This window comes from Collimonas sp. (assembly GCF_035566555.1).
Classification (GTDB): domain Bacteria; phylum Pseudomonadota; class Gammaproteobacteria; order Burkholderiales; family Burkholderiaceae_D; genus Collimonas.
Window position 1 is genome coordinate 20,241 of sequence record NZ_DATMRB010000092.1, and the last position, 12,680, is coordinate 32,920.

Sequence of the window (12,680 nt, forward strand, 5' to 3'; positions counted from 1 at the left end):
TTTAACTTAAATCGCACCAAGCATTATCCTGATTTGTAGAACACATTTCGCTATCGCGTGGGCAAAAAAACTTGCCCACCCTACCCTATCTAGCCGATTGGTAGGGTGGGCACTGCTGCCCACGCGGGCGTATTTCCTAGTCGGCGACGACCTGCTTTGTGCCTTGCATGTCGCGCGTATTCTTTTGCACGGCGATGGCGCCGAACAGGGCCAGGGCAAACGACATGCCGTAGAAACCCTTTTCGCTCAACTGCAGGTTGGCGTTGAACAGACCGATGGCGAGCAGGAACACGGCCAGCAGCACCGACAGCCAGCACAAGCCATAGTAAATCCCGGTCACCGGAATACCCTCGACCCGGTCGCGCACGCTTTTTTGCACGGAAATGGCGGCGAACAAGCCGTACACCAGCAAGGTGAAATAGTAGCCCCGCTCGTTGAGCAGCATGTTGGCGTTGAACAGGCCGACCAGAAAAGCGATGAAACCGGCGAGCAGCGCCGCCCATGAGGCAGCGACGAAGGCGAAAGACGGCTGTTGAGACGGATGCGACATAGGTGGTTCTCCCTTTGTTATCAAATAATGCACCGGCGGCCTTGGAAATACTTTGCCAAAACTTCAATTTCGGTGGCAATCATACCTGCCCTTTTTTGCAATAGGCAATGATATGGATTAATTACTCTAACCGGCCATCTCTTACCTCCCGGCGTGCTGAAAATCGGCGGCCAGGCCGTCATGCAAGACTATGCCGGGCGCGTGTATTCATCCCGGCCATGATGCGCCGGCGATAAAAGTCAGCGAGGGATTCGGTTAGTGCGGCTTGCGGAATCCGCTATCCACCCAGGCGCTGGCGCTGGCCGGGCTCAGCTTGAAGCTGGCGGCGACGCGCACCTGCGCCAGCTGTTCGCGGTCCTGGTCGTGGGCGCTCAGCAGCGCGTAAGGGAAGTCATCGTCGGGCACGATGTCCAGGGTGACGCTGATGTCTGCCGCGCCATCGCTGACGACGACGGTCTTATGCAGCATCGCATGCAGCTGCTGCTCATGGCGGCGCACGAATTCGGAGGCGGTCTTGACCAAAGTGATGAAGGCGGAAGGATCCAGCGGCTTCGGATTCTTCTTGTCGCGGCCCATGGTCCAGGGGCCGATCAGCGCCGGTTCCGGTTCGCCATCCTTGATCATCGCCACCGCCCAGCCGTCATCGTCGTCGTTCTTGATGATGCGCGCGGTCCAGCCGTCGTCTTGCCACAGGCGCGGTTCCTGGATCTGTTGGTCGGCGCCGGCGGCGGCGGATTCTTCGGGGGATGCTGCGGAATGATCTGTCATTGCGTCGGAAAGCTATAAATCCTGGAAATTGCAAAAAATGCGGGAAGACGCATTGTATAGCAGCAGCGCCAAACCCTCATGGGCGCCGGTACTGCTTGCGGTAGGCGGCGGGCGAGATGGCGAAGGCGGCGCTGAAATGCTGGCGCAGCGACACCGTGGAACCGAAGCCGGCCAGCTCGGCAATTCTGTCGATCGCCTTGTCGGACGTTTCCAGCAAGCGCTGCGCCGATGCCAGGCGGTGGTTGAGCAGCCATTGCGAGACGGTGGTGCCGGTCTTCAGCTTGAAGCGGCGAGTGAAATTGCGCCGGCTCATGGCCGCCCTCTCGGCCAGCACATCCAGGCACAGCGGCTGCTCCAGGTGTTCGATGGCCCAGTCCAGCGTGACGGTCATGGCGTCGCTGCCGCCGCTGGCCGGCAACGGCTGTTCGATGTATTGCGCCTGGCCGCCGTGGCGGTGCGGCGCCACCACCATGCGGCGGGCGATACGGTTGGCGACGTCGGCGCCATGATCGCGCCGCAGCAGGTGCAGGCAGCAGTCGATGGCGGCGGCGGTGCCGGCCGAGGTCAGGATGTCGCCGTCGTCCACGTACAAAACTTTCTGGTCCAGCTTGACCTTGGGATACTTGCGCGCAAAATCCTCGCTCCAGACCCAGTGGGTGGACGCGGCGCGGCCATCCAGCAGGCCGGCTTCGGCCAGCACGAAGGCGCCCAGGCACAGGCCGACGATGCGAGCGCCGCGCGCATGGGCGCTGCGCACAGCCTGCAGCAATAATTCCGGCGGTTTTTCATCCGGATCGCGCCAGGCCGGCACGATCACGGTATCGGCCTCTTGCAGCGCCGACAAATCGTGCTCCACCTCGATATTGAAGCCCGACATGGTCGGCACCAGGCCGGTTTGCACACCGCAGATCAGCAGCCGGTAGCGCGGCACGCCCAGCCGCGCCAGGTCGTCGCCAAACACCATGCAGGGCACGGACAGGTGGAACGGGCTGATGCCCTCGAAGGCGATTACCGCAACGGTATGCATTTTTCGGCAATGGGGATGGAAATCAACATGGCCCGATCCTATCATATTATGTCTATCGGGACACTTTCGCTCCCAGCCCCAGCCACCGATACTGCGTCCTGTTCCGCCGCTTCCCGCCAAGGGAGACGGCGCAGGCAGCGATAGACGATGGGCGTCCATCGTGCCTGACATCAACCGGGAGCCTCACCATGCAACAACATCCAACCATCCGCACCATGGCCGGCGCCGTCGCGCCGACCAAACTCGACACCGCCGCTACCGCCTTGCTGGTGATCGATTTCCAGAACGAATACTTCAGCGGCAGGATGCCGATTCCGGACGGCGCGCGCGCACTGCGCAACGCCAGCCGCCTGATCGCCATGGCCGACCAGGCCGGCATGCCGGTGTTCCATGTCCAGCACCTGAGCCCGGCCGGTGCGCCAGTATTTGCCGCCGACAGCGTTAACGTGCAATTCCATGACGAACTGCTGCCGGCGGTGCATCACAACGTAGTGCAAAAAACTTCCGTCAGCGTATTCCCGACCAGCGATATCGACCAGCGCCTCAAGGCGGCCGGCATCAAGACGCTGATCATCAGCGGCTTGATGACCCATGCCTGCGTGGCCGGAGCGGCGCGCGACGCCGTGCCGCTCGGCTATGAAGTCATCGTCGCGGACGACGCCTGCGCCACCCGCGATCTCGACAGCGCCGACGGCAGCGTACTGCCGCATGCCCTGCTGCATCGCGCGGCATTGGCCTCCATCGCCGACACCTTCGGCGCGCTGCTGACCACCGAACAGCTTCTGCAACTGCCCCTGGCTTAAGCCAAATCATGAAAGGATGTTGATGAATACCTTCTCCAAGACATTACTGGCCCTGAGCGCGCTGCTAGTCTCCGCTCAACTGCATGCAACTGCAGGCGACGGCCATGCAAAACGCGCCGGCGCGCTGATTTCCGTGCCGGCGACAGATTTGCAGTGGACTGCAATTCCAGGCAGCGGCGGCATCAAGTACGCCAACCTGCGCGGCAACCTGGCGGGTAAAGGGCCTTACGAAGCGTTCGTGATTTTCCCGGCAGGGAAAGACAATCCTTACCACACGCATTCGCAGAATTTGCCGACAGTGGTGCTGAAAGGGACGTTCTACGCGGTGATCGACGGCAAGCGGGTGGAATATCCAGCCGGTTCTTTCTATGATCTGCCGGCCAGGCTGCCTCACTACAGCGGCTGCAATAAAGGCGAAGACTGCCTGCTGTTTCAGTATCAGACCGACCATTTCGACCTGCTGCCGCAGACACCCAAGAGCTAAGCCGCTTTTATGCCGGCTGGTAAGCGGCGCGGCTCAGGGCATAGATGACGCTGCCGGCGCCGCCCAGCGGTTCGGCAACCTTGTCTACCTGCACCAGGCCGACTTTTTCCAGCACCCGGCGCGAGGCTTGATGGGTTTCCCTTACCAGAGCCCAGATCTGCTCCAGCTCCAGGGTCGCGAAACCGAACGCCAATGCATGCGCGGACAATTCGGTAGCGAGTCCCTGCCCCCACACGCTAGTGGCAAAGCGATAGCCGAGGTTGACCTTGTCCCGCTCGCCGAAGCGGGCAAAAGTCAGGCCGCCAAAACCGATGACCTGCCCGGGATCCTCTTTCAAACTCAACGCCCATTGTCCGAAACCGTACTGCTCCCACTGCCTGAGCCAGCGCTCCATGGTGATCTCCGCTTCCGCCACGCTCCGATAGGGGCCGGCCGGATTGAAGGTGTTGGTGGCCGGATCGCCGTAGATGCTGAACAGGGCGGCAATATCCCGGCTGTCGGGGCGGCGCAAAGCCAGCCGCGCGGAGTAAAGAATGGTTGGTGAATTTGGTGGCATACTGTGCGGATCTGAGAGCGGATATGCTCCATGATAAGGCTATAAAGAGATTGGGACCGCCACGCAAGACATGGCGGCGCCAGGAATGCATCGGCAATCACTCGAAGGCGGAATGACAATGAAAAACTGGATCCGGCTCAACAAGGGATTTTTACTGTTCCTGTTTCTTTTCGGGATTTTCCGCACCGCCGTGGCTGACTGGAATCCGATTCCGTCCGGCTCCATGCGCCCCAACCTGCTGGAAGGCGACGTGGTGTTCGTCAACCGCCTGGCGTTCAACCTGAAAGTACCGCTTACCAATATCGTACTGGGCCATCTGGGTGAGCCCAAACATGGCGATATCGTCACCTTCTTTTCGCCGCTGGACGACACCAGGCTGATCAAGCGCGTCATCGCCCTGCCCGGCGACACGGTGGAAATGCGCGATGAAAAAATCATCATCAACGGCCATGAAGCCAGCTATGCGGTACTGGACAGCGCGCCGGAACCGCTGGGCCAGGACAGCATCGTCGCCCTGCGCCTCAATGAAAAAATGGGCAGCGAGCAGCACCGCATCCAGGTCCTGCCGCAAGTCAACGCCAACCGCAATTTCGGCCCCATCACGGTGCCGCAGGATCACTACCTGATGCTGGGCGATAACCGCGACAACAGCGGCGACTACCGCCACTTCGGCTTCGTGCCGCGCGAACTGCTGATAGGACGCGCCGAACGGATCCTGGTGTCGGCCGACATCAAGGGCAACTGGATGCCGCGCACCGAACGTTTCGGCATGGCCTTGCAGTAAGTCGGCGAATTTCAGCGCGCCGGATTGCGCCGCAGCGGCCGGCTGCTGCTCGCGGGTGCTATTTTAAGCAGCCGCTTTTCAATCAGTTCCGACATGCCCTGCGCCGCTATCGAGAGCGCGCGCTCCTTCTTTTTCACGATCAGGATCGGCCGCACCACATCCAGCGCTTCCATCGGAATGCTGACCAGGTTCATCTTGCGGAACTGGAACAAGGTCAGCTCCGGCACGAGGCTGACGCCTAGCCCCGCTTCAATCAGGCCGGCCACGGTCGCCAGGTGCTCCACTTCCAGCCCGGAATTCTTCACCGCTATGCCGCGCAACAATAACTCGACATGCTGGCGCACGCTGGTGGAGCGGGCCAGATGAATCAATTCGCAGCCGCTCAGGTCGGCCAGCCGGATGCGCTTTTTGCCGGCTAGCGCGTGATCCTGGCGGCACACCAGGTAGAAGGGATCGCTGCACAAGGTCTTGGTGTCGAATTCCCCCAGGCTGGCGCCGGGCGCGGTCAAGGCAATATCCGCCTTGCCCTGGCGTAGCAGCGCCAGACACTGGTCCGACAAGGCGTCGAACAACTGCACCGTGATGCCCGGATAAGCCTGCTTGTATTCGGCGATCACCGCCGGCAAGCCATGCGCCGCCAGCGACGGCAAGGCGGCGATCGCCACCCGGCCGCGGCGGCGCGCCACGTAATCGCTCATGTCGGCAAACGCCGCTTCAATGTCGCCGACCAGGTTGCGGGCAACGTCGGCGAACAGTTCGCCTTCTGCCGTCAGCGTGACGTTCCGGGTGTCCCGCTCAAACAGCTTGGCGCCGACCGCCTGTTCCAGCTTCTGGATCATGACGCTGAATGCCGATTGCGACATGCAGCAACGCTCGGCGGCGTGCGTGAAATGCTTGCACTCCTGCAATGCCAGGAAGGCGTGCAGCGAACGGGTGGAAATATTCAGCTTCATGGCGGGCCGCCTATTATTCTGTTTTTTCGATCAATTTATCGAAAAAAAACATTTTACAGCACAAACCCAGGCCGCCAGAATCGGGAAAAGTACAAAACAATAACAAATACATCCATAAAAATATCCACAGGATAGGAGACAGACAACATGCTGGCACTGCTTGGCTTCATCACCATCTTCACGCTGCTGGCGGCGATTCTGACGAAACGGATGTCGCCGCTGGTGGCCCTGATCGCCATCCCCATCGCTGCAGCCCTGATCGGCGGCTTCGGTCTTGAGACTTCCACCTTCATCGTTGCCGGCATCACCAAGATTGCACCGGTGGCCGGCATGTTCGTGTTTGCGATCCTGTTTTTCGGCATCCTCACCGACGCCGGCATGCTGGATCCGATCATCTCCGGCATCCTGCGCATCGTCGGCAACCGCCCCAGCCGCATCGTCCCCGGCACCGCCCTGCTAGCTTTGCTGATTCACCTGGACGGCTCCGGCGCCGTCACCTTCCTGGTGACCATCCCCGCCATGCTGCCTTTATATGCGCGGCTAGGCATAGACAAGCGGATACTGGCTTGCGTGGCCTCGCTCGCCGCCGGCGTCAATTTCCTGCCGTGGACCGGCCCCATGATCCGCGCCTCGGCCGCCTTGCATATCCCGGTCAGCGAGATTTTCATCCCCTTGATTCCGGTGCAGATCGTCGGCCTGGTGTTCGTTTTTTCAGTCGCCTGGTATCTCGGCCTGAAGGAAGAACGCCGGCTCGGCCTGAGCAAGGGCGCGGCAGCCGGTATCGTGCACGCGCGCGAGCTATCGGCAGACGAGCAGAAAATCCGCCGTCCGCAGAATTTCTGGATCAACCTCGTGCTGGCCGTTGTCGTGCTCGGCGTCATGATCAGCGGCAAGGTCGATCCGGTGGTGATGTTCATGATCGGCGTGGTGCTGGCGCTGATGATCAACTACCGCAATGTCGACATGCAGCGGGCGCGTGTCGACGCCCATGCCAAGGCTGCACTGCTGATGGCCAGCATCCTGTTCGCCGCCGGCGTGTTCACCGGCATCATGGGCGGCTCCGGCATGCTGTCCGCCATGGCCAAGATGGCGGTCGGCTTCGTGCCGCCCTCCATGGCGTCGCATATCCCTGTGGTGCTGGGCCTGCTGGCCATGCCGTTGTCGATGCTGTTCGATCCCGACTCTTTCTACTTCGGCGTGCTGCCCGTGATCGCCGAAGTCGGTCATATGCTGGGCGTACAGCCGCTGCATGTGGCGCAAGCCGCGCTGCTGGGCCAGATGACCACCGGCTTCCCAGTCAGCCCGCTGACCCCGGCCACTTTCCTGGTGGCCGGCCTGGCCGGCATCGATCTCGCCGACCACCAGAAATACACTTTCAAATATCTGTTCGCGGCATCCGTCATCATGACCATCACCTGCGTCGTCATCGGCGTCTTCCCCTTGTAACAACAGAACCAGCCCAGGAGCTTATCGTGAGACCTATCAGAATCGGCGCCGGCGCCGGCTATTCCGGCGACCGCATCGAACCCGCCGTCGAACTCGCCGAAAAAGGCGAGCTCGACTACCTGGTGTTCGAATGTCTGGCCGAGCGCACCATCGCCATCGCCCAGCAAACCCGGATGCACAATCCGGCGCTGGGCTACGATCCCTTGCTGGAACAGCGGATGCAAGCCGTGCTGCGCATCTGCAGCGAAAAAAAAATCAAGATCATTACCAATATGGGCGCCGCCAATCCGCTCGCCGCGGCCGCCAGGGTCAGGCAGATTGCCGCGGACATGCAGCTCGACCTGAAGGTGGCAGCGATCACCGGCGACGATGTGCTGGAAACGCTGAAAGCCGGCGCCTATGTCAGCGACCAGGGCCACCCGGTCAATGCCTTGGCAGACCGGCTGCTATCGGCCAATGCCTACCTCGGCGCGGCGCCGCTGGCAGAGGCGCTGGCGCAAGGCGCCGACGTCATTGTCACTGGCCGGGTCGCCGATCCCTCACTGTTCCTGGCGCCGCTGATCCACGAATTCGGCTGGGCCATGGATGACTGGCAGCGGCTGGGGCAAGGCACGCTGGTCGGCCATCTGCTCGAATGCGCCGGACAGATCAGCGGCGGCTACTTCGCCGATCCCGGCTGCAAGGACGTGGCCGGGCTGGCGCGCCTGGGATTTCCGATCGGCGAAGTGGCGCAAGACGGCTCGGTGGTCATCACCAAGGTGGCGGGATCGGGCGGACAGGTCACCGCAGCCACCTGCAAGGAACAGCTGCTGTACGAGATCCATGATCCCGGCGCCTACCTGACGCCGGATGTCGTCGCGGATTTTTCCGCCGTGCGCGTGACTGAAATCGGGCCCGACCGCGTGCTGCTGCAAGGCGCGAGCGGACGCGCCAGGACCGATACGCTCAAGGTATCGATAGGCTATATCGACAGCTATATAGGCGAAGGCCAGATTTCCTACGCCGGACCAGGGGCGCTGGAGCGCGGCCGGCTGGCGCTGGAGATCGTGGCGCAGCGGCTGCAGCTGAGCGGCGTCGGCTTCGATGAAATCCGCTACGACCTGCTCGGGGTCGACGCCATCCACGGCGCTGCATTGTCGGCGCAGGCAGCGCCGCCTTACGAAGTACGTGTGCGGGTGAGCGCCCGCTGCAGCAATCTGCGCGATGCCACGCGCATCGGCAACGAGGTTGAAACACTGTATACCTGCGGGCCGGCAGCCGGCGGCGGCGTCACCAGGGCGGCGCGCGAAGTGGTCGCCGTACAGTCCACCCTGCTGCCGCGGCAACTGGTGCAAGGCGCCATTCATTTTACAGAGGCTTGACATGAAACTACGCGAACTCGCTCACTCCCGCGCCGGCGACAAAGGCGACATCTCGAATATTTCCGTGATTGCCTATCATGAAAAAGATTATGCCTTGCTGGAAAGCTATCTCACGCCGGAACGCGTGAAACTGCATTTCTCGGAGATTGTCGATGGCGACGTCGCGCGCTATGCCTTGCCGCAGCTCGGCGCCCTCAACTTCGTCATGCAGCGCGCCCTGGGCGGCGGCGTGACACGGTCGCTGGCGCTCGACGCGCACGGTAAATGCCTGAGTTCAGCCATGCTGAACCTGGACATCCCCGACGAGCTGTGCAAGGCTACCTGAGCATCCAGCCAACCAAGAAAGGAAATCCATGAAAACGCAGATTCGCCCATTGCCGCTGAAGACCATGCTGTCCCTGCCCCTATCCCTTTTCTTTGCCGCACTGGCGGCGTCGGCCGCCGCACAGACGCTCACGCCCGCGCAGCAACGCTATCACGATCTCTACAAGGAACTGGTGGAAATCAACACCACGCACTCCGCCGGGGACACCACCAAGGCCGCACACGCCATGGAAAAGCATCTGTTGGCAGCCGGCTTCAGCGCCGCCGAGGTCCAGGTGATCGAACCGTTTCCGCGCAAGGGCAACCTGGTGCTGCGCTTCAAGGGCAACGGCAGCAAGCAGCCCTTGCTGTTGCTGGCGCATATCGACGTGGTCGAAGCCAAACGCGAGGACTGGAAAACCGACCCGTTCCAGCTGCAGGAAAGCGGCGGCTACTTCACGGCGCGCGGCTCTATCGACGACAAGGCCATGGCCTCCGCTTTCGTCTCGGTGCTGAGCCAGCTGAAACAGGAAGGATTCAAGCCCAGCCGCGACATCATCCTGGCGCTGACCACCGATGAAGAACGCGGCGACGTCGACAGCAACGGCGCCAAATGGCTGATCGCCAACAAACCCGAGCTGCTCAAGGCGGAGTTCGGCATCAACGAAGGCGGCGGCGGCGAACTGCGCGGCGGCAAGCCGAACCTGCAGCGCATCCAGGTCGCCGAAAAAATCTTCGCCACCTACGAACTGGAAGCGCGCGACGCCGGCGGCCATAGCTCGACGCCACATGCCAATAATCCCATCTACGCCATCTCGGCGGCCCTGACCCGGCTGGGCGACTACCGCTTCCCGGTTCATCTGGCGGAAGTCACCACTGGCTATTTCGCCCGCAGCGCACCGTTCGCCAGCGGCCAGCTGGCGGCCGACATGCGCGCGGTCGGCAGCGGCAAGCCGGACGACGCCGCCATCGAACGCCTGTCGGCGATTCCGGACTACAACGCGCTGCTGCGCAGCACCTGCGTGGCGACCATGGTCAACGCCGGCCATGCCGAAAATGCCTTGCCGCAATCGGCCAAGGCGACGGTCAATTGCCGCATCCTGCCGCAAGACGATCCGGAGCAGATAGATCGCCAGCTCAGACAGGTAATCGGCAATGACAAGATCAGCGTGCGCTACACCAACAAGCCGCGGCGCAGCCCCGCTTCGCCACTCGACGGCGACCTGGTAAAGACGGTGGCAAGCCTGACGCAGGAGATGTGGCCAGGGGTGCCGGTGGTGCCGGCCATGAGCACCGGCGCCACCGACAGCAGCTATATGCGCAATGCCGGGATTCCCATGTATGGCGTGTCGGGCTTGTTTGTCGAGCCGTCCGACCGCCGCACGCACGGGCTGGACGAACGGGTCGAGATCCCGCGCGTGTATGAAAACCGGGAATTCCTGTATCGCCTGGTCAAGCGCCTGGCAGAGTAACGGCACGCTGCGGCGCGCCGGCGTGCGCAGCTTGAATTTCACCGCAAGAACCAGAGTTTCAGCGGTCTGGACCAGCAGTATCTTTCAGGTTCGCGGCGCTTGCCGCTCAACCTGAAGGAAAGCCACCATGAACCTGCTTGAACTCTGCCTGCTGGCGGCGATCTGGGGCGCCTCCTTCCTGTTCCTGCGCATCGCTGCACCCGAATTCGGCCCGCTCGCCCTGATCGCCCTGCGTGTCGGTATTGCCGCCCTGGTGCTGGCGCCAGCGCTGCGTTCTGCGTCGGCGCGCAGCCAGCTGCGCGCCAAGGCCTGGCCGCTGCTGGTGGTCGGCATCAGCAATTCGGCGCTGCCGTTCGGCCTGTTTGCCTATTCCACGCTGTACATCAATGCCGGACTGGATTCCATCCTGAACGCCAGCACGCCGATCTGGACTGCGCTCATCGCCGCCGTCTGGTTCCAGGCCGGTCTCGGCCGCCAGCAGCTGGCCGGCTTGCTGCTGGGTCTGGCCGGGGTGGTGCTGCTGGTGTGGGATACCATCGGCGCCGGCATTGCCGGCGTGCCGCTGGCCATCGCCGCCGCGCTGCTGGCTGCGGTCTGTTACGGCTTCGCGGTAAATTACTCGAAACGCCGTCTGGCCGGGGTACAGCCGCTGGTAGTGGCTTTCGGCAGCCAGCTGTCGGCCGCCATCGCGCTGCTGCCGCTGGCGCTGCCGTTCTGGCCGCGCCACGCCATCGCTATCTCAACCTGGAGCTGCGTGGCGGCGCTCGGCGTGATCTGCACCGGCTTTGCCTACATCCTGTACTTCCGCCTGATCGAGCGCGCGGGTGCAACGTACGCGGCATCGGTGACCTTCCTGATCCCGCTGTTCGGACTGCTATGGGGTGCGCTCTTCCTTGGGGAAAAGATCACCCCCACCATGCTGGCCGGCTGCGCCATCGTGCTGCTGGGGACCGCCCTGGCCAGCGGCAAGCTGGCAAAGCGCTTCGGCAAAAATCGCGACGGCCGCCTCTCCGGGAAATTAACAATCAATAATAAATCACCATAAAATCATCATTTATTATTGTTTTACGATAATTTTAGATTAGAATACGACCATCCCATCAACGAGGAAGCGTCGTGAAGCCGGATCTCATCATTTTCGCTCGCCGGTGCCTGGCGACATTCAGTTCGTGGCTGGCGATCGCCATCATGGCGCTGTATGTCGGCTTCAAGGTCATGCCGTTGATCGGCATCCATGGTTCCATGAAAATAGGTTTCCATGCTGGCCCGGCCGACCACGCCATGGCGCGCCTGGGCAATGTTTTCAACGCCTATCTTTCCATCCATCTGAATTATCAAAAATGACAGCGCCTAAACAACAGAACCTGAAGCAAGACCGGATTGCGCGGACCAGCCAGCACATGGCGGGTATTACCATGCTGCTGCTGGTTGGCATGCTGGTGCTTAATATCGTCTGCTGGATATTCCCCGAAACGTTTACCTCGCTGGCCGATTTCACCAAGAGCGCCACCTCGCTTGGCGTCGATCCGGCCAGCCTGCCGCACTGGCAACTGGCGGGCGTCATGGTGATCACCAGCATTCCGCTGCTGGCGCTGGCATACGGTTTATATCAGCTGCGCGCGCTGTTCCAGCGCTATGCCCAGGGCGAATATTTTTCGCCGCTGGCCGCTATCCATCTGGGCCGCGTCGGCTACAGCGTAGCCTGGTGGGTGCTGCTGGGCGTGCTGTGCCAGCCGCTGTCGAGCGCCTGGCTGACGATGATGCGGCCGGCCGGACACCGCTTGCTCACCGTCGGCTTCGGCAGCAATGAAGTGGTGTGCCTGTTCATGGCCGCTTCCATCACCGTGATTGCCCGCATCCTGCAGCGCGCCAGCGAAGTCGAGGCTGAAAACCGACAGTTCGTTTAAGGATGTAGATGAGTATCGTGATTACGCTGGACGTCATGCTGGCAAAACGCAAGGCCAAGTCGAAGGATCTGGCGGCAGCCATCGGCATTACCGAACAGAATCTGTCGCTGCTGAAGCAAGGCAAGGTGAAAGGCGTGCGCCTGGAAACCCTGGAAGCGATCTGCCGCTATCTCGACTGCCAGCCGGGTGACCTGCTGAGCTACGAACCTGACGGCAAGCTGCCGGAGGCTGCTGGCGACTAGGATACGAGGGCTCGCAGGCTGCCC

At 61.9% G+C, this 12,680-nt stretch carries 16 protein-coding genes; 11 read left to right on the forward strand and 5 right to left on the reverse strand.

Annotated features, from left to right (window positions below):
- Positions 1-136: 136 nt before the first annotated feature.
- The 3 genes from yiaA to VNZ65_RS11745 form a co-directional block, all read right to left on the reverse strand.
- Entirely contained in the window at positions 137-550 is a 414-nt protein-coding gene (yiaA, locus tag VNZ65_RS11735; protein WP_325669140.1) for an inner membrane protein YiaA, read from the reverse strand.
- 255 nt (positions 551-805) lie between these two features.
- Positions 806-1,318: a hypothetical protein gene (locus tag VNZ65_RS11740; protein ID WP_325669142.1), complete on the reverse strand. Its 513-nt coding sequence runs from the start codon at positions 1,316-1,318 to the stop codon at positions 806-808.
- A gap of 76 nt (positions 1,319-1,394) precedes the next feature.
- Complete coding sequence (locus tag VNZ65_RS11745; RefSeq protein ID WP_325669144.1) at positions 1,395-2,345, reverse strand: GlxA family transcriptional regulator; 951 nt, start codon at positions 2,343-2,345, stop codon at positions 1,395-1,397.
- 188 nt (positions 2,346-2,533) lie between these two features.
- On the opposite strand from VNZ65_RS11745, the gene VNZ65_RS11750 reads away from it, so the two are divergent.
- Positions 2,534-3,148 carry a cysteine hydrolase family protein gene (locus tag VNZ65_RS11750; protein ID WP_325669146.1) on the forward strand — a complete coding sequence of 205 codons (615 nt, stop codon included), beginning with the start codon at positions 2,534-2,536 and terminating at the stop codon, positions 3,146-3,148.
- Positions 3,149-3,170: 22 nt separating this feature from the next.
- Complete coding sequence (locus tag VNZ65_RS11755; RefSeq protein ID WP_325669148.1) at positions 3,171-3,632, forward strand: cupin domain-containing protein; 462 nt, start codon at positions 3,171-3,173, stop codon at positions 3,630-3,632.
- 7 nt (positions 3,633-3,639) lie between these two features.
- On the opposite strand, the gene VNZ65_RS11760 is transcribed toward VNZ65_RS11755, so the two are convergent.
- Complete coding sequence (locus VNZ65_RS11760; RefSeq protein WP_325669150.1) at positions 3,640-4,188, reverse strand: GNAT family N-acetyltransferase; 549 nt, start codon at positions 4,186-4,188, stop codon at positions 3,640-3,642.
- A gap of 118 nt (positions 4,189-4,306) precedes the next feature.
- On the opposite strand from VNZ65_RS11760, the gene lepB reads away from it, so the two are divergent.
- Positions 4,307-4,972: a signal peptidase I gene (gene lepB, locus VNZ65_RS11765; RefSeq protein WP_325669152.1), complete on the forward strand. Its 666-nt coding sequence runs from the start codon at positions 4,307-4,309 to the stop codon at positions 4,970-4,972.
- An 11-nt stretch (positions 4,973-4,983) separates the two neighbouring features.
- Here lepB and VNZ65_RS11770 read toward each other — a convergent pair whose 3' ends face one another.
- Positions 4,984-5,925: a LysR family transcriptional regulator gene (locus tag VNZ65_RS11770; RefSeq protein WP_325669154.1), complete on the reverse strand. Its 942-nt coding sequence runs from the start codon at positions 5,923-5,925 to the stop codon at positions 4,984-4,986.
- Positions 5,926-6,072: 147 nt separating this feature from the next.
- On the opposite strand from VNZ65_RS11770, the gene VNZ65_RS11775 reads away from it, so the two are divergent.
- From VNZ65_RS11775 to VNZ65_RS11810, 8 genes are all read left to right on the forward strand, one after another.
- Positions 6,073-7,371 (forward strand): citrate:proton symporter, encoded by a 1,299-nt coding sequence (locus VNZ65_RS11775; protein ID WP_325669156.1) that lies wholly within the window; start codon positions 6,073-6,075, stop codon positions 7,369-7,371.
- Between the two features lie 26 nt (positions 7,372-7,397).
- Positions 7,398-8,732, forward strand: a complete 1,335-nt coding sequence (locus tag VNZ65_RS11780; protein WP_325669158.1) for an acyclic terpene utilization AtuA family protein — start codon at positions 7,398-7,400, stop codon at positions 8,730-8,732.
- Position 8,733: 1 nt separating this feature from the next.
- A complete protein-coding gene (locus VNZ65_RS11785; RefSeq protein ID WP_325669160.1) occupies positions 8,734-9,057 on the forward strand; it encodes an AtuA-related protein in 324 nt (107 codons plus the stop codon).
- A gap of 64 nt (positions 9,058-9,121) precedes the next feature.
- Positions 9,122-10,507, forward strand: coding sequence for a M20/M25/M40 family metallo-hydrolase (locus VNZ65_RS11790; RefSeq protein WP_414649108.1), 1,386 nt, complete (start codon positions 9,122-9,124; stop codon positions 10,505-10,507).
- 127 nt (positions 10,508-10,634) lie between these two features.
- Entirely contained in the window at positions 10,635-11,552 is a 918-nt protein-coding gene (locus tag VNZ65_RS11795) for a DMT family transporter (RefSeq protein WP_325669164.1), read from the forward strand.
- A 71-nt stretch (positions 11,553-11,623) separates the two neighbouring features.
- Positions 11,624-11,851: a hypothetical protein gene (locus VNZ65_RS11800; RefSeq protein ID WP_325669166.1), complete on the forward strand. Its 228-nt coding sequence runs from the start codon at positions 11,624-11,626 to the stop codon at positions 11,849-11,851.
- Positions 11,848-12,414, forward strand: a complete 567-nt coding sequence (locus VNZ65_RS11805) for a DUF2975 domain-containing protein (RefSeq protein ID WP_414649106.1) — start codon at positions 11,848-11,850, stop codon at positions 12,412-12,414. Before VNZ65_RS11800 ends, VNZ65_RS11805 begins: the two co-directional genes overlap by 4 nt.
- Positions 12,415-12,422: 8 nt before the next feature.
- A complete protein-coding gene (locus VNZ65_RS11810) occupies positions 12,423-12,656 on the forward strand; it encodes a helix-turn-helix transcriptional regulator (RefSeq protein ID WP_325669168.1) in 234 nt (77 codons plus the stop codon).
- Positions 12,657-12,680 lie beyond the last annotated feature (24 nt).